The sequence below is a fragment of the Streptomyces sp. NPDC096136 genome, assembly GCF_044763325.1.
In the GTDB taxonomy this organism is placed as follows: domain Bacteria; phylum Actinomycetota; class Actinomycetes; order Streptomycetales; family Streptomycetaceae; genus Streptomyces.
This window is the reverse complement of sequence record NZ_JBIWFZ010000013.1, coordinates 49767-72608: the sequence shown is the minus strand read 5'-3', so window position 1 is coordinate 72608 and position 22842 is coordinate 49767. Positions and strand designations below refer to the sequence as shown.

Here is a 22842-nt window from a genome sequence, read left to right as displayed (position 1 = left end):
AGGCGCGGAACACGGCGCCGTGCGCGCTGTCGGTGCCGTGCGCCAGGATGGCGTCCTGCTCGAGAACGAGGACACGGGTGACTGGATCGCCGCCGACTGGGGCACGCCCGGCTGGGGCATCCAGGGCTTCGCCGTCACCGCCGTACCGCAGGGGCTGATCGGCGGCAGCGGTGTCTGGTGCCAGGACGCGCTGCGGGCCATCGAGCGCACTGGCCGCTATGTCGCCGGCACCTGGGAGCCGGTCGACGGCGAGGACGGGCCGCGGCCGACGGGCGAGGGCTCGTGGACCGGGTTCATCGGGCAGACCGGCCCCCTGGCCCTGCGCGGGCCGCCCCCTCGACCCGCCCGCCCCGGCGCGGGGTGCTGCTCAACCTGCTGGAGATGTGGGCGGAAAGCCCGTTCGCGGACCCCGCGTTCCGCTTCCGCACCGGCGTCCTCGCGGAGGCCGACGTAGAAGGTCAATCATCGCAAGTACTGGCCTCGCACCGCGTTCGTCTCATCAAGGCGATCGCGGAGGTGAGCAACGGCCTGGTGCGGCTGGCCGCGCCGCACCAGGCGCTCAGCGAGTGTGATGGCACCTTCCACCGTTCCGGAGCGAAGGAGCTCCTCGTCGGATCTGGCGAACTCGGCCGGCTCCGCTTCGTCCACGGCACGGCCGCTCAGCTCCATGACCTTGGCCCTCATGCACGCCTGTTCCTGGCGGTCGCCGCAGTGGCGGGTGAAGTGGTCGTCGATCCAGGTAAGGGCCTCGTCTGCCCGCCCGGCATCGACCAGGATGCGGCAGAGCAGGTGGATGAGCCAGTCACAGTCGCCGCCGGCCGTCTCCGCGGCCGTGCGCAGCACTTCGACCGCCTCGTCGTGGCGGCCGTGACGGGCGAGGAGTTCAGCGAGGTCGAAGGCTGCATGGGGATTCCCGGTCCCGGCGGATTGCCCGAGCAGGGCAACCGCTTCTGGAATCCGGTCCTGCTCTTCCAGCAGCTGGGTCAGGGCGGCAAGGGCGTACTCCTCGCCGCCGTCGGCCGGGAACGCGCGCAGCTCGGCCTCGCGTCCGTGGCGGCCCAGGAGACGGGCAAGCTGGTCGGCGTGGTCCGCGTACACGAGGCCCTCGACACAGACGTGTCTGCCCAGCAGGTGGATCGCCTCGTCGATCCGGCCTTGAAGTTCCAGGAACCTGGCGTGCAGAGGGACAGCGTCTGCGGCATCCGAGCTCCCGGGCTCGAATGGGTCCGTCGGGCCGGTTTCGATATCGGGGAGCAGTGCAGCAATTTCGGCGTCGTGGCCGCGGCCCGCGGCGAGCTCCACCAGTTCCTCGGCGAGCAGGAGGTCTGCGGCCCGTGGGCCGAGCAGGGCGACGATCTGGTCGACGTGGTGCTGCCGAGCCAGCAGCCGTGCCAGGTCGCGCAGGGCGTACCGGTGCCCCGTATCGGCGAGCGGACGCAGCAACACCATGGCGTCCTCGTGCCGTCCCCACTCGGCGAGCAGCCCGGCGACGGTGTCGACGGCAGGCCACCAGGCGGTAGCCGCGAACGGCTCCAGCAATGCCATTGCCGTCGCTCGCCCGTCCGGTCCGGACTCGGCAGCTGCTTCGGCGAGCCGCCGGGCGCAGAACCAGTCACCGTGGGCAGCCGCCTGGCGCAGGACGTCGTGGTGGCCATGCTCATGAAGGAGGGCGGCGACGGTGGGCGGTATCCAGCCGTCGTAGGTGCGATGGCGGTGCTCAAGGTCGACTCTGTCCATGGTCGCGAACCCTAGCTTGCGCCGCGACCAGCACTTCCAGGAGCTCCGTGCAGAAAGCAGCTCGGGCAGCACCGCCGACGAGACGGTCACGCCACGACCGGGATATGCGATCCCGGCTTGCGGTTCTGTGGAGTTCGGCAGCCAGGCTGCCCCGCCTGAATCCACCTGTGATCAGCTGGCTCGCGGACATCTGTGCCCGGCGGCTACCACGAGGTATATCCCTCGTATCAGCGATCCCGCCACACCTGTTGCGATCGCTACAGTGAGCCGTACTGGCTGCGTAGGTCAGAAGCAGGAACGCTTGTCGACGGGTTCCGGGAACGACCGCGGTGGTCCCGCCTGGCAGATGTCGGCGAAAGGTAGGAACGCGTGTCCTTGGTGGCGCGCAGGGAGCGGTGGGCACCCCAGCCGCCACGCGGTCAGGTCGTGGGCTATCGACTTGGTGTCCGACCGCTGCTGTTCCGGCAGTGCGGGGGTCAAGCGGTAGGTCTCGGCTGAGTGGCGGCGGGGAGGCGCTGGACTACACCGACCCAGGGGAACTCACCGGTCTTGTGGTAGGCACGGACTTCCCATCGCCCTGCGGGCACAACAACCGGGGCTTCCTCCGGTTGTCCCCTGCCGTCGGGGTAGGGCACGCCGAGGTCCTTGCCGGCCTCGGCGGAATCCATGAGAACCGCAGGGCCATCTGTCTCCCAGACCCCGCAGTCCTCCCACGGGGTCGCGGGGTCGCTCAAAAGGGCCTCTGCGGCAGCGAGGAGTTCGGCGTCGGAGTCAGCGGCCAGCCACCGCAGGAAGATCCTCTGCTCGGGCCGGTAGCAGGTGGTGGCGGGCTCGTCCCCCAGCACCAGCGCGGACGCAGTGCGAGCGTCACCCAGGCTGATCACTTCGGCGTACTCCTCGACCGCACAGGCTCGGTCGTAGTCGTCCGGCTCGTCGGTGCCACCGACGATCACACCGTCCTCGGTGCAGCCGCCCCACTCGTGCAGCGCGGACACGGGAACGACGATCAGCGGTCCACCCATGGACTCCACCCAGGTCAGACCGAGCCCGTGGTGGATGGCGTTGGCCCTATCACTCATGCGCGTAGTCTGCCCTCGCCCAGTGACAGGGCGTCCCCGCCCCCCAGCAGAAGCATGGCCCTGAAGCAAGGACCCGGGCGTTCCTGAAACTCGGCGACATCACTTTCCAGGGAGGAGAGCCGTTCCTGGAACTGAGCACACGTTCCTGGAACTCAGCTACAAAGCCAGCAGGCAGCAGCGGGGGAGGGTGCCTCTGCCGTCGGAGGACCTGCGGGCCGTCCTGGCCCCGGTCGACCTGGTGTGGGCACGTGTGGAACGTCCGGCCGCCCCGCGCCTGGTGGAGGCCGCCGCCCGCAGCGAGCTGAGCAGGGTCGTCGGGTTCGCCGGCTGTACGGACGCGCCGCAGATCCTGGCCGACCGGCTCGCCCGGCGCTTGGCGGAGCAGATGCGGCTGGCCGGGCCGATCAAGGACCCGGGGGGCTGGCTGATCGGCCGGGGCCTGCCGCAGCGTCAGCTGTGCGCGGAGCCCCGGTGCGACGAGGGCGCGCTGCTCGACTCCGGCGGGGACTGCCCGCGATGCGAGGACCGGCAGATCGACCGTCGTGCCCAGCGCCGCGCGGTCGCGGCCGCCGTCGACGCCGCGATGCCCGGCGCCTCCGAGAGCGAGCGCCGCGCTGCCGTCGCGCTGCGGCTGCACCAGGATGTGACCGCCGAAGCGTGGGCCAAGGCCCGCCGCTGGAAGCAGGTCCGGGAGCAGCAGGCCGCCGCTGCCAAGGCCCGCGCCGAAGCCGTGGCCGCGCAGCAGGCCGACGTCGTCGTGAACAAGCCGGTGGCCCCGGTCGTGCTGCCCGCGTCGCGCCCGGCCGTCGGCATCGTGCCTGCTCCACAGCCACGAATGCTCTCGGTCATGGCTTGTGAGGCCCGTTCTTCTGCGGCCCGCATCCGACGGGGCGCGTCGTCATCGGGGTTCCGTGCCACGGGATCAGCGTGCGAACGCTTCGGTCAGGCTGATGCGGTAGCCGTCCTCTTCCATCAGCACGACGGTGACACCGAACGGGTCGGGGTGGTTCAGCTCGATGGGGGTGAAGGCGCAGTTCACTGCGGCCTGGATGGGTGGCACAAGCTCTCCGCCGGGCTGCGGCACGGCGGCCGGCCTCCAGTCGGGTGCGACCGACGCCCAGCCCTCGAGGCTGCGGAACAGGAGCTGCTCGTCATACGGGAACTGGCGCAGGACGTGCCCGTCCCGAGTGGCGAACACCATGTTCAGGCACGGCGCCGGGCCGACGATCGGCAGCTCGCAGGCGGTGGCGACGTCGTGTGTCTCCCAGGCGAGGACGGCCTCGTCCGCGCCGGCCGCCGCGGCGATGTTCGCGAGTTCCGCGATTCCGGTGAGCGCGTCCTTCCCAACCTTGAGCGGGCGGACCCAGATCAGCCCGACCAGCTCACCGCGCACCAGCGGCATCATGACCGGGCGCGGCACCGTCCCCTCGCCCAGCGAGGCGGTGTACGCCTCCTTCATCACTCCGACCAGTGCGTTCCACATTCGCGTGTCCACGCGAAGGCCCCCTCGCTGATGCCGTTGTCGATCACTTCCGAACCTGCCACGCAGGCCTGGGCCGTGTCAGCGGGATGACCAGCCACTGGGGTCCGCCACCATGCGATATTCGGCCAGGTTCGATGGCTTTGTGCCATTCGTCGGCGACCCGCCTACCACTTCTCCAAGCCGCCGCTAGACAAGAAGCCTGGCGGCGACATCCAGCCGCCTGTGGGGCGCGAGCCAGTCGGTAGGGAGGCCGGGGCGGTTGGTGACCATCAACGTGGCGGTACTGCTCGTAGCCATCGTCATCTGGAGACTGCGGCGGCGTACGGAGGCCCGCAGCCGCTTCGACGAGAAACTGACCGTCGTAACGTCCTGGCGCTCGGCGTCCTGCTCGCCCCTACCCCGGTCGGTGAGGGGATCGTGAACGTCCTGGGGCAGCTGGCGAGCGGCGTCACGCAGGCCGACCGGTGAGCTGCCGCACCCTCAAAGCTCCGGCGGCGCACTGCGGACCACGGGCCCGGGGAGCGGGGGAGTGATGGCGGCACGTCGACAGCGCCGGCGCTTGGAGAAGCAGACCCGCAGGCAGCTGCTGGTCTGGAGCGTGGTAGCGGCGGTGATCGTCGTGATGTGGGTCGTCGCGAACTGGTCGATGGTGTGGCCCGTCCTGGTGACGGCGCTCGCCGCGGCCGCGCTGGGCGGGGCCGGCCGGGCACTGCTGCGGGCACACCGCCAGGCGGTTGGCCGGGACCGGGCATGGCGGGCGCAGGAAGAAGCACGGGCGCGCGAGTTGTCCATGGCCCAGGTCGATGCTCTGACCTGGCAGGAGTTCGAGACGTACGTCGCGGAGCTGTGCCGGCGGGACGGCTGCACAGAGGTCGTCGTCAGCGGCAAAAGCGGCGACCTGGGCGCGGACGTCGTCGGCTACCTGGCCGACGGCCGCAAGCTGGTCATCCAGTGCAAGAAGTACGCGGCGCACCGGAGCGTGCCCTCGCAGGACATGCAGAAATTCGTCGGCACCGCCCGCCTCGAGCACGGCGCGGATGTCGCTTTGTTCGTCACCACCGGCCATTCCTTCACGAGGGGAGCGCTGGGCCTGGCACTGCGCCAGGACATCGTGGCCCTGCACCGCGACCTGCTGGGCTCCTGGGTCAAAGGCGCTCACCTGGAGAGCCTGATCCCGCTGAACGGCAGCGGCGGCGGCACCAAGCGCCGCCCCGCCACCTGACCGGGTCAAGCGCATCTGCGGAGGGACACCGCTGATTCCCTGCTTGGTCGCGGTCCACCCGGCCCCGTACTGGCACAGCGCCTCCGGCGACGGTGGCAGCCACTGGGAGGGGTCCTGGTCCGCCTTGCTCCCCTTGGAGCGCGCGGTCACCGCGATCAGGGAAGAGGGCTGGCCCTGGTCGTTGGCGTAGGCCTCGCGGCGCGCGGGTGCCAAGGAGGAGGCGCCCGAGTCCCTCATCGGATCTGGCCGGGCGCGGGTCGTTGTCCGATGTCCCGTGCCACTGGATCTTGACCGTTTGCCATCGGAGTTTGACCGTTCCGTCACAGGTGGTCGCCGTACGGCACTCTGCCGCCCTCCCGCCCATATCTTCACTCACGTACCACGCGTACCGCGGGGCAACAACCGACGACCGAAACCCGCGGACGAGACGACTCAGGGGGACGACAGCATGCGTCACAGCAACGGCATTCGCAGGGCGGCTCTGGCGACGACGGCGGTCACGGCCGTCGCGGCGGCGGTGACCGGCATCCTGCCCGGCACCGCCATGGCGGCGAGCACCACCACCACATCCACCCCGCCGCCCGCCTGCCCGGCCTCCGCCCTCCAGGTCAGCGCCTGGCAGGCCGCCCACCGGCCCGTCGGGACCGGGACCGGGGCGGCGGTCGTGCAGTTCACCAACGTCTCCCAGAAGACGTGCGTCCTGAAGGGCTATCCGACGGTCACGGGCGCCGGCAACACCCCGCTCAAGGTCACCCCCACCGGCACGGCGGCCGCCGTGCCGGTCCGGCCGCAGGGCAAGGCATGGGTGAAGCTGACCTTCGTCCAGGTCCAGGGGGAGGGCGACGGTTACTGCGTGTCGGGCAATACCCCGGCGGCGTATCCGACGATGGTCATCGGGCTGCCGCACTCCGGGGAGCACAAGGTCGCCCTGAAGGACGGGTGGTGGGCCCAGTGCGACAACAAGGTGACCGCCACCCCGGTCTCGGCGGTCGAGCCTTCCTGACCCCCCGTCCTCACAAATCGAGCAGCCTGTACGACGATCGCAAGGCTCTGACCTACACGTCTACGAGGAACTGCACATGAGTGCAGGCCAGCGACTCAGCGCACCGAAGGTGCGCGGGGTCGCTGACCTGCGGTGATCAAACTCCACCGCGGGGACGTGCCGGACAGCCCCGGCTGGAGCGACGAGGAGAAGGCGACGGTCGACCGTCTGTGGGCCGAGATCGGGCAGCTGTCGGTCGACGTCGGCAGCCACCTGCACTGGACGAGCGTGCCCGCCGAGATCCTGGTGGCGAGCCGCATGCGGCTGAAGCGGCAGGCCCTCCCGGCCGAAGTCCCCGAGGCCCCCGAGGGCCCTGACGCGGCCGAGGCGGCGTAGCCGCCATGCCGGAACCGCTCCTGCCCTTGCCGCCGGCCCTGGACCAGCTCCTGGTCGCACGCCGCTGGCTGGAGCTCACCCTCGCCCGGGTCGACGAGAAGATCAGCGTCGTCCGCGCGGCGGAGGAAGAACGGGCCCGCCGCCGGCCGCTCCCGCAACCTCCGGACTGGTGGATTGAGTACGGCACGACGATCCGGCAGCTGGTCGAGGACCTCGCCGAGGGCCGGCCCACCCAGGCCGAGTACGCGGAGCGTGCCGGGCAGGCCCGCGCCGAGCTCGCCTCCGTGCTGGGCACCGTGCCGAGCGAGGCGGCCGAGGCGAAGGCCCGCGGACTCCTGGAGCGCCTCGGCGCCCGCCAGGACCCGGCGGCCGCGTAGTGGGGCCGATCGCGGTCGTCCTGGACCACACCACCGCCACCGCCCTGCACGATCCGAAGGACTCGTACAACGAGGCGTCGCCGCGTTCTACGTCCAGGCCCTCCGGCGGCCCGGGCACCCTCTACGCACCCGTGCTCTCCCTGACCGCCGGCGACAACGCGCGGCCCGGCCTGCTCGCCTACATCAACGGGCTGCGGTTCATCGAGATCGAGCCCTTCGACACCCCCGCCGCCCTGTCCGCCACCGGGCTCCTCCACGCAGGGCACCCCTGGGCCGCCGTCCGCGCTTCGTCCTCCGCACGTTCCAGGTACTTGTCCTCACGCGCCCCGACCGCGTCCGACGCAAATAGCACCCCATGCGCCCCCCCACACACAACTCCGACGTCGAAGTACCCGCCGGGAAGATCACCCGCACCCTTCCCGACTGGCCGGATCTCCGCCCCGAGGCGGCCACCGTCTGGCCGTGAGGGGGGCGGTCGTCGAACTGGATCGGGGCCTTCCGCTCCCGTGGGCAACGGTCTGCACCAGCAAGCGGCATGGGGGCGATTTGCAGTGGCGGGTAGGGCTGTAGCCCAACAGCCGAGGACCGAAGACCCGGGCACCCGCGCCGCCGCCGGGCCCGGGTCGTATAGCGCGGCGGGTGCCAGCTGTCCGGGTCCCTGCGCGGAGAGTCGCCTCGAGATGTTCGGCGGGTCCTCCTGACCCGACAGGCCGCTTGCCCGGCCTGCTGGATGCGGGCCGGGCAAGGGTGCTGGCAGTGATCAGCCGTCGACTTGCGAGTGGAGCCTGACGCCCTCGTAGTAGGCGGCCGCATGGCTCTCGCAGATCTGCCTGGAGCCGATGACCTGCTTTGAGCAGGTGTCGATCATGTCCAGCCGAAGGATCTCGTCGGCGCGGGCCTGGCCGTCGGGGTTGTTCTGGAAGGCCTTGTCGCCGTGGATGTCCTTGTAGTTGCGGTACAGGAAGTCGTGGCGGGCGCAGGCATCCCGGAAGTCGTAGACGCCGAGGGCGATGTCGGGGGCCGGGAAGTTGCAGTAGTTGGTGCTCCAGTTGAACTCGTAGATGTCAGGCTGCCCCTTGCGGTACGCGTCGCGGGCGGCCTTCCAGGCCTTACGGCTGGCTGCGCCTTCCTGGTTCAGGGTGTTGAACTGCGCGATCTTCTGGTCGCGGGTTGCCAGGACGGCGGCGGGCCCGCGGAGGTCCTTCCACTCCTCGTAGATGCCCCGTCGGATGATGGTCTGCACGGAGTGGCCGTCGGGGGTGAGGCGGTACAGGTGGTATCCGCTGGTGGCGAAGGCAGCCGCCTTGTCGCTGATGCGGTCCCATCGGCCGGCGCCGTACTTGTAGAGGTCGCCGGTGTCGGGGTTGGTGGCGTAGAGGTTGTTGCCGGCGAGGATGGTTCCGGCGGGTCCGCCGATGGCGGTCCACTTCTTCCTGCCCGCGTCGTACTGGACGACGGCCTTGTGGTCGGGGGTGAGGCCGAAGAGGCTCTGGTCGGTGACGGCGAAGGTGGCGCCCGGGCCGCCGACGACGTTCCACTGGCCGTCGTACCTGTGGATGGTCTTGTCGTCGGGGTTGGTGACGTACAGGGCGCCCTGGGGACCGGCGTACAGGTCCTGGGCCCGGTCGCCAACCTTGCGCCAGGTGTTCTTCTTCGCGTCGTACTCCATGACCATGTTGTGGTCGGGGCTGATGCCGTAGAGGTGCTTGGAGGTGGCCGCGAAGGTCGCGCCGGGGCCGCCGATGACGGGCCACTTGTCGGTATTGGTGTCGTACTTGCTGATGTCTCCGCGGCCCGGTTCGATCGCGTAGACGGCGTCACCACCCGCGTAGAGCTTCTCGGTCGTGCCCTTCACCTTCCGCCAGTTGTTCAGGCCTTCCGACCACTCGTAGACGGCCGACTTGTCGGAGGCGAGGGCGTAGACGGAGTCGCCGGCCGCCACGATCTGGCCCATCGTCACGGTTCCCGACGTCTTCTTGACGGGAGCGGCGTTCGCGGCGACACCGAGGGCGATGACACCGACGACGAGGAAGCACAGCATGCGGATGGCGCCGTGGATGCGCTGCCACCAGTGAGTGCGGGCGGCCCCTTGGGAGCTCGGCTGGTCATCTTCGGGCATGACAGTGTTCATGGTGGTCCCTTTCAGGGCGTTGAGATGAGGCGGACGCGACCGACTGGGAAGGAGCCGGGGCGGGTCAGGAGGTGAAGACGATGGGGACGGGGAAGGCCAAAACCCAGAACCAGTGGGTACTCCGGCGGGCCGGCGCACAGCTGGCGTCCGGTGCGATGGGAGGAGCGGCGCTCGGAGGGCCGTCGGCCGCGGCCGGGACGGGGGCCGACGGCGGTGTGGCCGACGCGGACGTGCTGGGCTCCGGAGCCAGGACGTCGACGGTGGCATCCGGGCTCGGCACCGCTACGGTGACACTCGGCTTCGGCTTTGGCTTCGGCACGGTGGTGGCGCCGGGCTTCGGTGCTGCGGTGGCGGTCGTGGGGCTGGCGGTGGCACTGGGCTTCGGCTTTGGCGCCGTGGTGGTGCTGGGCTTGGGCGCCAGCGTCGTGGTGGCGCTCGGTTTCGGGGCCGGGGTGGTGGTCGTACTCGGCTTCGGGCTGGGCGGCGCGGTGGTGCTCGGCTTGGGCTCTGGGGCCGGCGCGGTGGTGCTCGGCTTGGGCGCCGGCACCGGGGCGGCTGCCGGTGGGGGTGTCTGCGGGGTGGTGGTGAGGTTCTTGTAGCGGAGCGGGACGTAGCTGCTGGGGAAGTAGCCGGCGATCTTGTAGTCGTGGATGTTGCCGCCGGCCCTGCTGGCCTGCCTGCCGGGGCGCGGTTCGCTGTAGTAGAAGAAGTCGCCCTTGGCCCTGTTGGTCCAGCCGCCGAACAGCAGGGCATGGCTCGTGGTGTTGACGAGGGCGTCACCGGGCTCGAGCTCGCTGACGGAGATCCGCTGCGCGACGGTGGACAGGGTCTCGGTGGTCAGGCTCGTCCTCAGCTGCCAGGCCATGGACACGAAGCCGGAGCAGTCCCGCCGGTAGGGGCCGCCGGTGGCCTCGTCCTTCCAGCCCGATTCCTGGCTGTACGGGACTCCCTGGTCGACCCAGGACTTCGCCCGGCTGATGATCTGCTCGCGGGTGACCGGGCCGCCGGGAGCCGCCTGTTTGCCGAGGGTTCCGGTCGAGTCGGACGTGGCGTAATGGTTGTCGACGCTGGCCTGGGCGGGGATGACAGCCAGGCCGACGGCCAGCAGCAGCCCGGTCAGGGCCGCGATGGCTTTGGGTCGGCGTATGAACGGCTCTTTCACGGTGGTCCCTTCGCCGTGGTGGATTCCGCCGTCCGGGTCGGCGGAAGCGGTGGAACACCACGCTGGAACCTGATCTGATTATCCGTTGGACCGTGAACACGTCAGTGCAGGTCAGAGCGGCTGCGAAGACCGGACGTCCGCGAACTTGTGCGAACGTCCGCGAACATGTGGGCCGCCGGAGGGGGAGAAGTGAACCGACCAGGGCGTCTGCCGGGGCCGTTAAAGGGCCGCACCGCCGAAGCCAACGCACTCGCACAGTTCCTGCGGGACCTGACGTCCGAGTACACGGTCAGCCGGCTGGAGGAGCGCTACGGCCTGAGCCGGAGTGTGTGGAGCGAGTACCGCTCCGGCCAGAAGATCATTCCGCTCGCGCGGCTCCACCAGATCATCGAGGACCGTTTCGCCCGCGACCCGCGCACCAGGGGTCACAAGCTGCAGGAAGCACGTCGGCTTCACACTGCCGCGACGACCGCCACGTCGGCCCCCAGCCAGTTCCCACCTCCGGACGCGGCCATCCCCGCGAGCCGTCCGTCGGGAGCGGTCCAGGCCCCCGCACCCCCGCCGGACCCCGCCGTCGGCGGTCCCGGTGCTGTTCCGGAGCCAGCCGGACTCCGAGGCGCACCCGCCGGGCAGTCTGCGGAGCCGGCCACCCCGCCCGAGGCCGACCCCGTGCCTCCCGGCGATTTGCCCGCGGCGCCACCGCAACCCGGCCCCCTGCTCTCATCGCCCCGGCCCGCAGGATCCGCCCCCGGCCCCAAGCCGCGGGCCGACCGGCTCCGGCGCTGGAGGACCCCCGCACAGTGGGTGGCACTGGCAGTCCTGGCCGCGGTACTCGTCATCGCCAACGAGTCCGACCGATCGAAGGAGTCCGACGCGTCGCCACCCGACGGGTCCAGCCCCAGCCGTCCCGCACAATCCGTCGGCCCCTTCTCCACCGGCCCGGCCCAACCCGGCAAGAATCAGCCCGAGCCCGGAACATCACCGGATCCGGCAACGCCCGCCGCCGACGCGCCTGAGTACGCAGTCACCATCGAGAAGCCTGCCGACGGCCCGGTTGCCCGCTGCATCGACGTCTCCGGCCAGGGGCAGTCCGCCCAGGGCCACCAGCTGTGGATCGGCATGCGCGTCGACAAGGAATTCTTCATCCTCAGACCGGTCAGCCAGGACAGCACGACCGGTGCGGGCCGCTGGAGCGCCAAGTCCGTGACCGTGGGCTCCGAAGAGGGAGCCGGTGCCGACTACGCCATCGCGGTACTGGACGTCACTCCCGACCTGTCCACCACCCTGACCCGCCTTACGGTCGACGGCCAGCCTGACAGCCTCTGGCGCATCGCGTTCTCCTCCTACCCCGCCGGAACGGTGGTCAAGGCGGAGAGACCGCTCCATCGGAACGCTGCCGACCAGGCCGGCTGCTAGGTCGATGTCGAAGGACTGGTGGCGCCGCTGTCACCAGCCGCGGTCCGGGCACAGCGTTGGAGGCCGGCGTGAGGGCTGGGCAAGGTGGCTCCCGGTGGTCGCGGACCTGAGCCGTTGTCCGGCGGCTCGTACCTGCGTCTTCGCAGTTCAGCGGGGGTAAAGACTCCGGATATTCGCGAACTTGCACGAACAAGTCGGACCATGGAGGGGACGAATGAGCAGACCGGGACGCCCGCCGGGCCCGCTGAAGGGCCGTACGGCCGAGGCGAACGAGCTCGCGCAGTTCCTGCGAGACCTGACCACCGAGTACACGGTGAGCCAGCTCGAGCAGCGGTACACGGGGAGCAGGAGCATCTGGAGCGAGTACCGCTCCGGCCAGAAGATCATTCCGCTCTCGCGGCTGAAGCAGATCGTCGAGGACCGCTTCGCCCGCGACGCCCGCACCCGCGACCAGAAGCTTCAGGAGGCACGCCGCCTTTACGCCGCGGCGATGTCCGCTGCTGCCACGGCTGCCACCACGTCGCCTCCCGCCGCAACTGCGTCCGTGGCCTCGGAAGAGGACAAGGGCTCTGCACCGGAGCAGAACACACAGGGCCTGCTCGCCGACGAAGCCGCCGCGTTGTCTGTGGACAACCCGCTGACCTCGACGGATGAGAGACCAGGGCCCGCCACGGACATCGCACCGGAGCCGGACCCGGCGCTCCGATCCGATCCCGACGAGCCGGTCGTCTCGCGCTCATCGGGTCCCGGTCCGCAGCCGCGCAGCACGGCTGAACGGCTCCGGCGGTGGAGAACGCCGGCCCAGTGGGTGGCGCTCGCAGCCCTGGTCGGGGTCCTGATCATCGCAAACCGGCCCGACCACGCGACGGATCCGGTGGCCTCCCCGCCCCAAGGCCTCGGTCAGGAGAGCATCGGGCCGGGAGAGGAACCGTCGCCGACTGTTTCCCAGACACCTCAGGCGTCCCCCACCACCACGCCTACACCCACGCTGTCCGACGCGGCGCCCTCGGAGGATGCCGTGGAGCCGAGCGCGAAGCCGACGCCGGTGACCGCGCCGACGCCGGCGCAGAGCAAGGCACCCAAGCCCGCCCCACCCCCGCCCGCGGTAGGTAGTGGGCCCCGGACCTGGGTGAACGCCGCCACGCAGATGTGTCTGGAGATCCGTCGCAGCGCCGGCCAGGACGGGGCGACCGCCAACCAGTGGACCTGCAACAACTCCTCCAGCCAGAAATGGCTCATCACCAACCCGGCCGGGGAGACGAACATCGTGAGCATGGACTCACGCAAATGCCTGGAGATCCGTGGGGACGTCGGCGACGACGGGGCGACCGCCAACCAGTGGAGCTGCAACAACGCGCCCTCCAGCCAGGTCTGGATCTTTCGGCCCGTCGCGGGCGGGGGCTGGAACATCGTCAACAGATCGGGGAAGTGCCTGACCATCCGCGGCCAGGGCGACGGCGCCCTCGCCAGCCAGTGGCCCTGCGACAACAGCGCGGCTCAGATCTGGCAGTGAACCCCGCAACCGGCCGACGACCTCGCAGGAGAGCACCGACTCGCCGCGTCGACCGCGGATCAGAAGTGGCTCCATACCGGCCGTGGCATCCACGTCCTCATCCTGGTGTCGGAGGTCGACGTGGGCGGCTGCGACAAGGTGGCTCCGGAAGTCGCGAAGAGCCGGCCGACGGGCGGTCTCGCCCGCACCGCTTTCGGCGGATCCACAGGCGCCAACGGATCGGCCCGGGCAGTCCGAGGGTCACGGACCGGTCCGCTCGACCGGACAGCCAGCCGTGGACCGCGGCAGGGGATGATGACAGTTCTGGCCGAGGCGGGCCTGACAGACAGTGCATCCCTCGCCGCCGCCGGCTGGGAGCCGGTACTTGTGGACGATCGCGCAATTCCCCACCCCGGCAGTCACGTAATTCCCCAGGTCCCCTCACAAGTCCGCCTGTGGGCTGGTACCGGTTCCCCCAAGCGGGGGAACCGGTTCGTGCCCGCGGGCGACGCCTGCTCCTCACAGCGGGTGCGATCTTCGAGATGACAAGAACCGGAGGCACCGCGTGACCTGAGGAGCACTATGACCGCCGTCGACACACCTCGGACCGGATGGCGTGGCACATGGCGGGCCGCTCACGCGCCCGTCGAAGGAGTCCCCCGCTGGGCCCGTACCGTCGCCCACGCCATCCCGTTCATCGTCCTGCCGTCCGGCATCTGGCGGATCGCGACCGTCGTATTCGACGTCGCCGGCGACGGCCGACACCACGGCGCTGCCGACACCGCAGTGGGCCTTCCCGACCCGGTGTACGTGACCTTCCTGTCGCTCCTCTCCGAGCTCCTCGCGTTCGCCGCCGTGGGTCTCATCGCCGCGTGGGGCGAGGTGTTCCCCCGCTGGATACCGGTACTGCGCGGACGCCGAGTGCCGCTCCCGGCCGCCGTGATCCCCGCCGCGCTCGGCGCCACCATCCTCACGGCCCTGTGGACCACCCTCGCCGTCCAGATCGGTTCCGGGGTCACGCTCCAGGGAAACCCGCTTCCGGCTGACTTCCCCACCGTCACGCTGCACGGCTGGCGCCTCGGCTTCTTCCTCGCCACCTACGCCCCGCTCCCGCTCTGGGGACCGCTCCTCGCCCTCCTCACCATCGCCTACTGGCGGCGCCGCACTCCAGGCCTGCGCACTCCCACAGCGTTGGCCGGGTCCCACCCGTCCCCGCCCGGATGACAGGCGGGGACGGGCAGGACCCACGTGGTCCGAGTAGCCCTCCGCCACCGCCATCCCCATGGCTCGTCGGTACGGACACCTGGCCGGCCGGGCGCCGCCTGCTCATCCCCGCGGTGGAGGCGGAAAGCGGGGTGCCAGTGGTCTGGGACGCCGACAGCGGCGTCCCGCTGTCGGCTGCCGTCGCGGCCTCCAGCGCGTTCCCCGGCGCGGCGCCTGCCGTCCCGATCGGCGAACGCCACTTCATCGACGGTGCGCTGCGTGCCGGCACCAACCCGGACCTCGCCGCAGGCGCGCGTATGGCCTTGGTCGTGGAGCCGATGGCCCGGGAGGCGTCGGAGGCGGCGGGCCTGGAGGGGACGGTGTCGCTGCAATGCTCTCGCCGGTGCCCCGGCCGGGGCCCGCGGGCCTTCGCCAGCGCCCGGCCGGGCGGACGGTGGGTCCCAGCTCCCGCTCCACCAGAAAGGTCGGCTCCGGGTATTCGACAGGCACTTCGCCGGCGAGTCATCGGTGGCAAGTGACCCGGCATGGGACAGACGGGCCGGGCGGCGGGTCAGGACCTCGGCTTCGGGGTCGGGGTCGACGGGGCGGACGGTTCCGGGACGGTGTTGGGCTGGGCCGCCGGCGGGAGCTCCCAGACATGTTCCGGGGTCACGATCTTGGTGATCGTGTTGGCGATGACGGAGCTCAGGTTGCCGAACTTCCCGTCGCTGTCGGAGTTCACCACGATCACCATGGTGGCGCGGGCCTGCGGGAGGCGGACGGCGATGGTCTCGTAGCCGGGCAGCTCGCCGTTGTGGCCGATCCAGCCGTCGAGGTCGGCGATGCCTAGCCCGTAGCCCACACCCGGATGCCCGGTGGGCAGCATGCGGAGCCGCTGGGCCTGGGTGCCCGGCTCCAGCAGCCGGTCGCCGTCGGGCAGTTTGCCGGTGACCAGGGTCGGGACCCAGGAGTGCAGGTCGTCCATGGTGGAGAGCATCGCGCCGGCCGCCCAGCCCCAGGACGGATTCCAGGTGGAAGCGTCGACGGTCGCGCCGTCCGGGGTGAAGTTCGTGTAGCCGTGCACGAACGGGGCGGTGATCTCCGCGCCGGTCGGCAGCGAACTCGCGTCCAGGTCGGCTGGTTCGAGCACATGCTGCTGCAGGTAGGTGTGCAGCGGCTGGCCGCTGACCTTCTCGACGAGCAGGCCGAGCAGGACGGTGTTCGTGTTGGAGTACTCCCAGCGCGCGTCCGGCGGGAAGTTGGCGGGGTGCGCGAAGGAGAAGTCCAACAGCTCCTGCGGGGTCCAGGCGCGGTGTGGGTCGGCCTTGAAGGCGGCCATCCAGCGCGGGTCCTCGGTGTAGTTGAACAGGCCGCTGCGCATGTCGGCGAGCTGCTGCACAGTGATCCTGTCGCCGCCGGGCACGCCGTCGAGGTAGGTCGAGATCGGCGCTTCGAGCCGTACCTTCCCGTCGTCGACCAGCTGGAGGGCGGCGGTGACGGCGAAGGTCTTGGTGACGCTGCCGATGCGGGTGTGCATGTCGGTCTTGATGGGGACGCCGGTGGCCTTGTCGGAGGTGCCGAAGGCGCGTACATAGGGGTCCTCACCGTCGATCCACAGGCCGATGCCCACTCCGGGGATGTCGGCTTTGCGCATGGAGGCGGTGATCGCGTCGTCGAGCTGCTCGGCGGTCACGGGGTCGATGCCGTTCAGGCCGGGTGGGGTGGCGGCCGGGGCCTGGCCCGCGCACAGCGTGGTCAGCATCAGTGAGGCAGCTGCCAGGACGGTGGGCGTGCGGTACCGGCCCATGGAGGATCACCCCCTGGCTTTCGTCCCCGAGCGGTCCCCGACTCCCCGAGCGGACCTTCCCATCGTAGGAACCCGGGTCCGCGGTGGCGACCGGACACCGGGCGGAGGCCCGCCTCTGGCCAGCGTAGTCGGTGGTGCCGTGCATGATCGGCGCCATGAAGTCGTCCGTGCCGCCGCTCGGATTGCCCTGGGACCGCATCGACTGCTGGCTGCGTGAGCACGCCCCCGCCTCGTACGAACCCCGCGGTGCCGACCGATCCTGCCGCGGTCGAAGCTTTCCGGCGAAGGCCGTGGTGGGTCTGTCGCGTACGGCCCACACGCGCGGGACGACCGGCATACAGCTCGGTCGTGTGGTACTAGGCAAAAAGCTGGGGCGGTGCGGTCCGTCGAGGAGGGTGCCCGCGCGGCGCTCGCCCGGCGGCACGCGACCGCCGGGGAAGAGTGCCTGGTGGAGGACCTCCCGGTGGCCTTCAATTTTCTTCGGACCGTCGCCCGGGGCTACGCGGGTAACGGCGACGCCGCCCCCACCCCTGGGGAGCGCGGGGTGGGGCGCGGGAATTCGCACGGATTCATGCTGCTCGAGCGCGAGCGGCGGCGGACGGCCCCCCGTGCGCAGGGGACGACCGGGCGGGCTGTGCTCGGCCTGATCCCTCGGGCGTACGGTTCACACGGGCAGGAGACATCTGGTGAGCGTGGCCATCGAACCCCCGGGGACTTCAGTGTTCGCTGCTCAGGTGTGCCGCGAGGCGTTCCGTGAGCTCGGCGGTGGGGTGGGTGCCGTCGAGGACGATGTCGGCCTGGTCGCGGGTCGGTGCGACGTGATGGGTGTAGGAGTGGCTGCTGGTGGTGTAGCCGCGGAGCCCGGGGGCGGGATCTTGTCCTTCGTTGATCTTGCGGAGGGTTTTGCGGACGATCCGGATGTCCGCGGGGGTGTCGACGAAGACCTTCCGGGTGGTGATCGTGGTGAGCTCGGGCAGGGTGAGCGCGAAGGTGCCCTCGACGATGACGAGCGGGGCGTCGTTGTGCGCGGCGAGGGCGGCTTTGATGCGGGCTGTGTCGAGGGCGCTTCGAAGTTCATGCCGCCAACGGCAAGTGCCTCGATGTCGAGAACTCCGGCACGAACGACGGCACCGCGGTCCAGATCTGGACGTGCAACGGCACGGCGGCGCAAAAGTGGCGGATGTTCGGTGACGACCACGGCCTGCACTTGCAGAACCTCAACTCCTACAAGTGTCTGGACGTGTCGAACAATGATGCGGCGAACGGCACTCGGGTCCAGATCTGGACGTGCAACAGTTCCCCGGCGCAGACGTGGGAGTACAACCTGCGCGCAACCACAAGCCTGAAGAGCGTCGGTACGGGCAAGTGCCTGGACCTGCACACGTACGAACCTGGCTACGACGCATGGTTGTGGGTGTGTAACGACACCGGCCCGCAGCAGTTCGATGTGAAGCCCTCCGGCAACGGAGCCGTTCCGGCGCAGAGTGAGTTCACCAAGGCCAAGGCAGCCGTCACCGGGGCCCAGGCAGGCGCGAAGCAGCAGCTCGACGTCCTCAGGGCCCAGGCTGCGAAGGCGAAGAAGGCAGCGACGACCACTGATACCGCTACGCAGGCCGCCTACACGATCGCGGACGCGAGCGGTGCTCCGCGGGGCCGTGGTCTGCTGGTCGGTCAGCAGAAGGCGCAGGTCACCAAGGGCGCTGTCGCTGCGTTGGACGCGATGGTGAAGGCCGGCGAGACCGCAGAGGCAGCCACCCGGGCCTCCGGCGCGGACAGCGAGACCATCGCCCACCGTGCTCTGGCGCAAGCCGCTCAGGCCAAGGCCGAGTTCCGCAGGGAAGCGGCGCACACGGCGGAGCTCCAGGCGAAGGCCGCATCGGAGGTGGCCAAGATGCGGACCGGAATCGGCATCGCCGACGCCCTGCGCGCTGCGGTCGCTGAGGCTCAATCCGGAGGCCCTGGCGGCCACCGAGTACGAAGCGAACATGGCCGAGGCCGTCTTCACCTCCTGTAAGACGAACAGCTTCCCGGCCCACACACGCGCCCTCATGGCCGATGGGTCACATCGCCCGATCGGCTCACTGCGGTCGCCCAGCAGGTCGCCCACGCTCTGGAGGTAGTCGACGCCGTTGCGGATGGGCGGGTAGTGCAGTTGCCCGGCGTGCGGGTCCCGGAAGCGCTTCCGGACGGGGCGCTGGCTCGGGATGGTGGAGTCGGTGTCGGTCATCGGATCGCCTGGAAGCAGCTGGCATGCTTGTGCCACACCGCAGCCTGACCGCCCAGCCACAGTCATTGCTTGGCGGCGCCATCGGGGTCACCGTGGTCCAGGCAGGCCTCCGCGTAGCCGTAGGCCCAGCCGAGGGAGCGGTGGAGGCGGGTCTCGTACTCGGGTACGGGTCTTCCAGGCGGGCGGCGATGGAGGTGGCGACCCGCTCGATTCGCTCGCGCAGCTTGTCCGCGCCGTCGGCGGCGGCCACGGTGATGTTTGCCTCGCGTTCCTGGTGGTCGGCCTCGGAGCGAAGCGCGGCGGGCGTAGGGAGCGTGCCCTTCTCCTCTGTGGGGGTGTCGCTCACTGCTGCCCTCCATCGCGAAGCGGGGCTGCGGACGGCCAGGAGACGGCCGGGTACCCGCGCTTGGCCCAGTGGTCCTGGAGGTCACGCAGGTAGGTGTCGGGGCTGCGCAGTTCCCAGTTTCCGTGGTCGTGGTTGCCACTGATGATGAACCCCAGAGCGGTGCCGGGGTGGTTCTCCGGGTACAGCGGCCCCAACGGACGGACCAGCACGTCGCGCTGCACGCTCTCGTGGTAGCTGGGGAACCAACGAGGCCCCTGTGCGGGTGGGTTGAGACTTCGAACACCTCCCCCAACGGCACGGGAGCCTTGTGCGTTGCGGCCCTCACCTCGGGCTCGCCGCCGTCACCCGATCGGTGGCCACGCTGAAAACGCTCAATGCTGAAAAGGCTCAGTGCCTCACCCAGCCGGTGAAGACGCCAGACCTGCTCGGCAATCAGGTAAACAGATCAGCGCGCGAAGATCATCACTACTGTATTCGCCCTGGTGATCGATGGTTTCGTCGCGGGCCCCTCCGCCCCCGATTCTGGGTTGTTGCCGGCGGGAGGGCTTGCCCGCAGCCGCAGCTGGGCCCTCCGGCGAGGGGTGGCTGGGTCGGTGAGTGCCTGAGTGCGCCGGGTCAGTGAGGCGGGCCGAAGCCGGCTGACTGGTCGAGGTGGAAGGGGGATCCGGGGGTCTGGGGGGTCCAGCCGTCGGTGAGAGCGGTGCGGATGCTGTCGGCTACCTGGGAGGGCAGGACCGGGCTGCCGGCTGCCGCGAACCAGTTGCTCGGGTGCGGCTGGTTGGTGGTGACCACCAGTGTGGTGCCGGGTGTCCGGGCATGTTCGACCGCATAGGCAAGGGGTGACACGACCAGGCCCTGGTCGTAGGTCGGCCGTCCGCGGAGCCGCCACCGGTAGGTGGTGCCGTCCACCGTGATGAGCCGCGACCCCTTTCTGACCAGTGCCATGTCCACACCCTTCCCCTGTATGACAATAGTGAACGGCGGCTGATCGCTTCGCACCGAGGGCCGGGTCAGGGCCTGTGTGTGCGGATCACGTCCCGGCTTGCCCGGGCTCCAGGAGTGTGATGCTGCTCTACCTGCACGGACTGTCGTCCGGGGACTTCGTACCCGCCCTGGAGCAGTTCCTCGGCGGCACCGCCGGCCTGTCCCCGGCCACCGTCACCCGGCTGACCAAGCAGTGGAGCGACGACCACGCCGCCTTCCAGTCCCGGGACCTGTCCGACCGCGACTACGTCTACGTATGGGCCGACGGCGTGCACCCCAAGGTCCGTCTCGGCCAGGCCTACTCATGCGTCCTGGTCCTGCTCGGCGTCCGCCTGGACGGGACCAAGGAGCTCATCGCGCTCGCCGAGGGCCTGCGGGAATCCACCGAGTCGTGGGCCGACCTGCTTCGAGACTGCCGCCGGCGCGGTATGCGCGACCCCGAGCTGGTGGTCGGAGACGGCGCCATGGGCCTCTGGCGCGCGCTCGCCGAGGTGTTCCCCAGCCGCACGGCATCAAAGGCGCTGGGTCCACAAAGCCCGGAACGTCACCAACTGCCTGCCGAAGTCCGCCCAGCCCCGGCGACGAAGGCGATGCAGGAGATCTACAACGCGGAGGACCGAGGCCGCGCCGAGAAGGCGATCGAGGTCTTCGCGAAGACCTACGGCGCCAAGTTCCCGAAGGCCGTCGCGAAGATCACCGACGGCCGGGAGGAACTGCTCGCGTTCTACGACTTCCCGGCCGAGCACTGGATCCACCTGCGAACCACGAACCCCATCGAGTCGACTTTCTCCACCGTCAAGCTCCGCACCAAGGTCACCCGCGGCGCGGGCAGCCCAGCCGCGGCCCTGGCCATGGTGTTCACGCTCGTCGAGTCAGCCCAGGCACGATGGCGCGCGATCACAGGCGCCCACCTGGTGCCCCTGGTCCGCGCCGGCGCCCGCTTCGAGGACGGCGTCCTGGTCGAGCGGTCCGAGGTGGCAGCATGAAGGACATGCTTGCGGCACTTGAAGCGCTGACCGACCGCGATCCGAGCCGCCGGGACGTTGCCGCCGACATCCTCGGGGACCTCCTGCGCGGCACCGCACTCGACACGGACTCCGCCCGCCTGGTCGTCGGACGCCTGGTCAGCCTGGCCGTCAACGAACGGGTGACCACGGTGCGCGAGTCCGCCCTGAACTCGATCAGCGAGGCGTTCAACCACCACCGCCTGCCCCTGGACCTCGTTGAACCGTTGACCGTCGCCATGCCGACGATGGAACGCGAACTCCTCGAACACGCCCTCTACATCCTCGGCGCCACCCACGACCCGCAGGCCCGACCGCTGATCGAGCCCTTCCTCCACCACCCCGACCCACAAGTGTGCGAAGAAGCCCAACTCGCAGCAGCCGAGATCACCGCAGCCGAGCCGGAGAGCCCCACCCACAACTCTTGACTATTGCTCGGTTTTTCGGCCGTAACAGGGTGACCAGGCGGCGCCGTCCGGCCGTGCGGATCTGAGCTGGTGACCCGAACCGTTCCAGCAGGGTCAGGACGGCCGGGTGCTGCGACCACGGCCCCAACACGCGTTCCAGCGACGGATGGATCTGGGTCAGCAGGTCGTGGAGCCGGTTCGCGACCCGGGTGGCCTCGCCGGCGAGGTCGTCGTCGAAGCCGACGATCACCTCCAGCTCGGCAATCGTCTCGTCCTCGCCATCGATCGCCCGCAGCGTGTGAGGCATCGCCTGGGACGCGTCCGCGATGATGAACGCGTCCCTCGCATCCGTCTTGGCCTCGCCCGGGTAGAGGTCCCGGCGATCCGCCGCATCGTCAGCCCCGGCAGGTAGGCGACCGGGCAGCCCATGTCTCTGGCGACCGCCAGCGGCAGGGCTCCGATCGAGGCCGGCTGGTCGACCACGACCAGCACCGTTCCGTGCTTGGCCTGTAGTTTCGCGAGCAGCTCGCGGAGCTTGGGCCCGGTGTTGGGCAGCCGTTTGTCGAAGGCCTTCTTCCCGGCGGGTGTGACGGCGGTGGCGTGGTGTTCGCCTTTGCCGACGTCCAGGCCGAGGAAGACGTCGATGTCGCTGGTGTCGATCACGTGCAGGCCCCTCCATCACGCCTTCGTCCGGCCTTGCCTCGGCACCGAGCTGCCACACCCACGTTACGGAGAGCTCTTCCGGCTCGGGCGAAGCCGGTGCTCAAGCCCCTCATCAGCGGTCCGTCGATGCCTCCGGGCCCGGTGACACCACCCCCCGGATCATCAACCGCAACAAGGGGGGAAGCCATGCCGGACCCCAAGGCCGGAGGCCCCATTGCGGAGCCACGAAAACGGTATCGGGGGGTGCCGGTGGACGTGGCGCCCACCGAACTCCGCGTCGGCGACCCGGTCCTGGCAGGCGGCCGCCTGGCCGCCATCGCCGATCCGCGCCGGTGCTACTGCACCATCCACACCACGATCCTGAGCACCTGCCACGCCCGCGCCCGCCGCCCGCCGCCCGCTGCCCGGCGCACGGTGCGCGGTGCGCGGTGCGCGGTGCGCGGTGTGCGGTGTGCGTGTGGCGCCTGGTCAACGGCTGACCCCGGTGGATCGGGGATCCGCCCAGAACTTCCTGGTTCACCTGGCCGGAGGCGTGTCGGGGCGCCCTCGCCCCTGGTACGGGCCGGGACAGGGACGCCGTGCGGGCTCAGGCGAGTCGTGCTGTGCGCAAAGAACAAGATCTGGCGGCAGTCGGTGCCGGTTCGGCTCGTGGCGTATGCGTCCCGGCGAAACCGGGCGGGATGGCGGGATGCGGGCGCATGCCGTGATCCCCACGCTCCTGCCG

21 protein-coding genes and 3 pseudogenes are annotated in these 22842 nt (G+C 70.2%); 13 read left to right on the top strand and 11 right to left on the bottom strand.

Annotated elements, in window-relative coordinates; translation table 11 throughout:
* Positions 1-19 precede the first annotated feature (19 nt).
* Positions 20-454 (top strand): hypothetical protein, encoded by a 435-nt coding sequence (locus tag ACIRBY_RS25135; protein WP_403904160.1) that lies wholly within the window; start codon positions 20-22, stop codon positions 452-454.
* A gap of 8 nt (positions 455-462) precedes the next feature.
* Here the strand turns inward: ACIRBY_RS25135 and ACIRBY_RS25130 are convergent, their stop codons facing one another.
* From ACIRBY_RS25130 to ACIRBY_RS25120, 3 genes are all read right to left on the bottom strand, one after another.
* Positions 463-1737, bottom strand: coding sequence for a hypothetical protein (locus ACIRBY_RS25130; protein WP_403904157.1), 1275 nt, complete (start codon positions 1735-1737; stop codon positions 463-465).
* Positions 1738-2213: 476 nt separating this feature from the next.
* Entirely contained in the window at positions 2214-2816 is a 603-nt protein-coding gene (locus ACIRBY_RS25125) for an Imm21 family immunity protein (RefSeq protein WP_403904155.1), read from the bottom strand.
* A 922-nt stretch (positions 2817-3738) separates the two neighbouring features.
* Positions 3739-4299 (bottom strand): hypothetical protein, encoded by a 561-nt coding sequence (locus ACIRBY_RS25120; RefSeq protein WP_403904449.1) that lies wholly within the window; start codon positions 4297-4299, stop codon positions 3739-3741.
* 259 nt (positions 4300-4558) lie between these two features.
* Here ACIRBY_RS25120 and ACIRBY_RS25115 point away from each other — a divergent pair.
* Positions 4559-4767, top strand: a pseudogene (locus ACIRBY_RS25115) (hypothetical protein).
* 154 nt (positions 4768-4921) lie between these two features.
* Positions 4922-5521: a restriction endonuclease gene (locus ACIRBY_RS25110; RefSeq protein WP_403904447.1), complete on the top strand. Its 600-nt coding sequence runs from the start codon at positions 4922-4924 to the stop codon at positions 5519-5521.
* A 42-nt stretch (positions 5522-5563) separates the two neighbouring features.
* On the opposite strand, the pseudogene ACIRBY_RS25105 reads toward ACIRBY_RS25110, so the two are convergent.
* A pseudogene (locus ACIRBY_RS25105) lies at positions 5564-5752 on the bottom strand (HNH endonuclease); the annotation flags it as partial.
* A 217-nt stretch (positions 5753-5969) separates the two neighbouring features.
* Between ACIRBY_RS25105 and ACIRBY_RS25100 the strand changes: the two are divergent.
* The 3 genes from ACIRBY_RS25100 to ACIRBY_RS25090 all read left to right on the top strand — a co-directional run bounded on the left by ACIRBY_RS25100 (position 5970) and on the right by ACIRBY_RS25090 (position 7276).
* The gene (locus ACIRBY_RS25100; RefSeq protein WP_403904153.1) at positions 5970-6524 is read left to right on the top strand and encodes a DUF4232 domain-containing protein; all 555 of its coding nucleotides are present in this window, start codon (positions 5970-5972) and stop codon (positions 6522-6524) included.
* A gap of 156 nt (positions 6525-6680) precedes the next feature.
* A complete protein-coding gene (locus ACIRBY_RS25095; RefSeq protein WP_403904151.1) occupies positions 6681-6899 on the top strand; it encodes a hypothetical protein in 219 nt (72 codons plus the stop codon).
* 5 nt (positions 6900-6904) lie between these two features.
* Positions 6905-7276 (top strand): hypothetical protein, encoded by a 372-nt coding sequence (locus ACIRBY_RS25090; protein WP_403904148.1) that lies wholly within the window; start codon positions 6905-6907, stop codon positions 7274-7276.
* A gap of 760 nt (positions 7277-8036) precedes the next feature.
* Here ACIRBY_RS25090 and ACIRBY_RS25085 read toward each other — a convergent pair.
* Positions 8037-9395 carry a phospholipase A2 gene (locus ACIRBY_RS25085; protein WP_403904146.1) on the bottom strand — a complete coding sequence of 453 codons (1359 nt, stop codon included), beginning with the start codon at positions 9393-9395 and terminating at the stop codon, positions 8037-8039.
* A gap of 76 nt (positions 9396-9471) precedes the next feature.
* Positions 9472-10569, bottom strand: coding sequence for a hypothetical protein (locus ACIRBY_RS25080; protein WP_403904145.1), 1098 nt, complete (start codon positions 10567-10569; stop codon positions 9472-9474).
* An 804-nt stretch (positions 10570-11373) separates the two neighbouring features.
* On the opposite strand from ACIRBY_RS25080, the gene ACIRBY_RS25075 reads away from it, so the two are divergent.
* The 4 genes from ACIRBY_RS25075 (at position 11374) to ACIRBY_RS25060 (ending at position 15219) form a co-directional block, all read left to right on the top strand.
* Positions 11374-11985, top strand: a complete 612-nt coding sequence (locus ACIRBY_RS25075) for a hypothetical protein (RefSeq protein WP_403904142.1) — start codon at positions 11374-11376, stop codon at positions 11983-11985.
* 214 nt (positions 11986-12199) lie between these two features.
* A complete protein-coding gene (locus ACIRBY_RS25070; RefSeq protein WP_403904140.1) occupies positions 12200-13498 on the top strand; it encodes an RICIN domain-containing protein in 1299 nt (432 codons plus the stop codon).
* A gap of 561 nt (positions 13499-14059) precedes the next feature.
* Positions 14060-14701: a hypothetical protein gene (locus ACIRBY_RS25065; RefSeq protein WP_403904136.1), complete on the top strand. Its 642-nt coding sequence runs from the start codon at positions 14060-14062 to the stop codon at positions 14699-14701.
* The gene (locus ACIRBY_RS25060) at positions 14698-15219 is read left to right on the top strand and encodes a patatin-like phospholipase family protein (protein ID WP_403904133.1); all 522 of its coding nucleotides are present in this window, start codon (positions 14698-14700) and stop codon (positions 15217-15219) included. Before ACIRBY_RS25065 ends, ACIRBY_RS25060 begins: the two co-directional genes overlap by 4 nt.
* 32 nt (positions 15220-15251) lie before the next feature.
* Here the strand turns inward: ACIRBY_RS25060 and ACIRBY_RS25055 are convergent, their stop codons facing one another.
* Positions 15252-16487, bottom strand: a complete 1236-nt coding sequence (locus ACIRBY_RS25055) for a serine hydrolase domain-containing protein (protein WP_403904131.1) — start codon at positions 16485-16487, stop codon at positions 15252-15254.
* 716 nt (positions 16488-17203) lie between these two features.
* A complete protein-coding gene (locus tag ACIRBY_RS25050) occupies positions 17204-17533 on the bottom strand; it encodes a hypothetical protein (protein ID WP_403904445.1) in 330 nt (109 codons plus the stop codon).
* 5 nt (positions 17534-17538) lie between these two features.
* On the opposite strand from ACIRBY_RS25050, the gene ACIRBY_RS25045 reads away from it, so the two are divergent.
* A complete protein-coding gene (locus ACIRBY_RS25045; RefSeq protein WP_403904442.1) occupies positions 17539-18501 on the top strand; it encodes a ricin-type beta-trefoil lectin domain protein in 963 nt (320 codons plus the stop codon).
* 555 nt (positions 18502-19056) lie between these two features.
* Here the strand turns inward: ACIRBY_RS25045 and ACIRBY_RS25040 are convergent.
* Both ACIRBY_RS25040 and ACIRBY_RS25035 read right to left on the bottom strand, forming a co-directional pair.
* On the bottom strand, positions 19057-19281 hold the full coding sequence (locus ACIRBY_RS25040; protein WP_403904129.1) for a hypothetical protein: 225 nt from the start codon (positions 19279-19281) through the stop codon (positions 19057-19059).
* 394 nt (positions 19282-19675) lie between these two features.
* A complete protein-coding gene (locus ACIRBY_RS25035) occupies positions 19676-20005 on the bottom strand; it encodes a hypothetical protein (RefSeq protein ID WP_403904127.1) in 330 nt (109 codons plus the stop codon).
* Between the two features lie 119 nt (positions 20006-20124).
* Between ACIRBY_RS25035 and ACIRBY_RS25030 the strand changes: the two genes are divergently transcribed.
* Both ACIRBY_RS25030 and ACIRBY_RS25025 read left to right on the top strand, forming a co-directional pair.
* Entirely contained in the window at positions 20125-21030 is a 906-nt protein-coding gene (locus tag ACIRBY_RS25030) for an IS256 family transposase (RefSeq protein WP_403904124.1), read from the top strand.
* A 5-nt stretch (positions 21031-21035) separates the two neighbouring features.
* Positions 21036-21476, top strand: a complete 441-nt coding sequence (locus tag ACIRBY_RS25025) for a hypothetical protein (protein ID WP_403904121.1) — start codon at positions 21036-21038, stop codon at positions 21474-21476.
* A 22-nt stretch (positions 21477-21498) separates the two neighbouring features.
* Here ACIRBY_RS25025 and ACIRBY_RS25020 read toward each other — a convergent pair.
* Positions 21499-22118, bottom strand: a pseudogene (locus ACIRBY_RS25020) (IS110 family transposase); the annotation flags it as partial.
* Positions 22119-22842 lie beyond the last annotated feature (724 nt).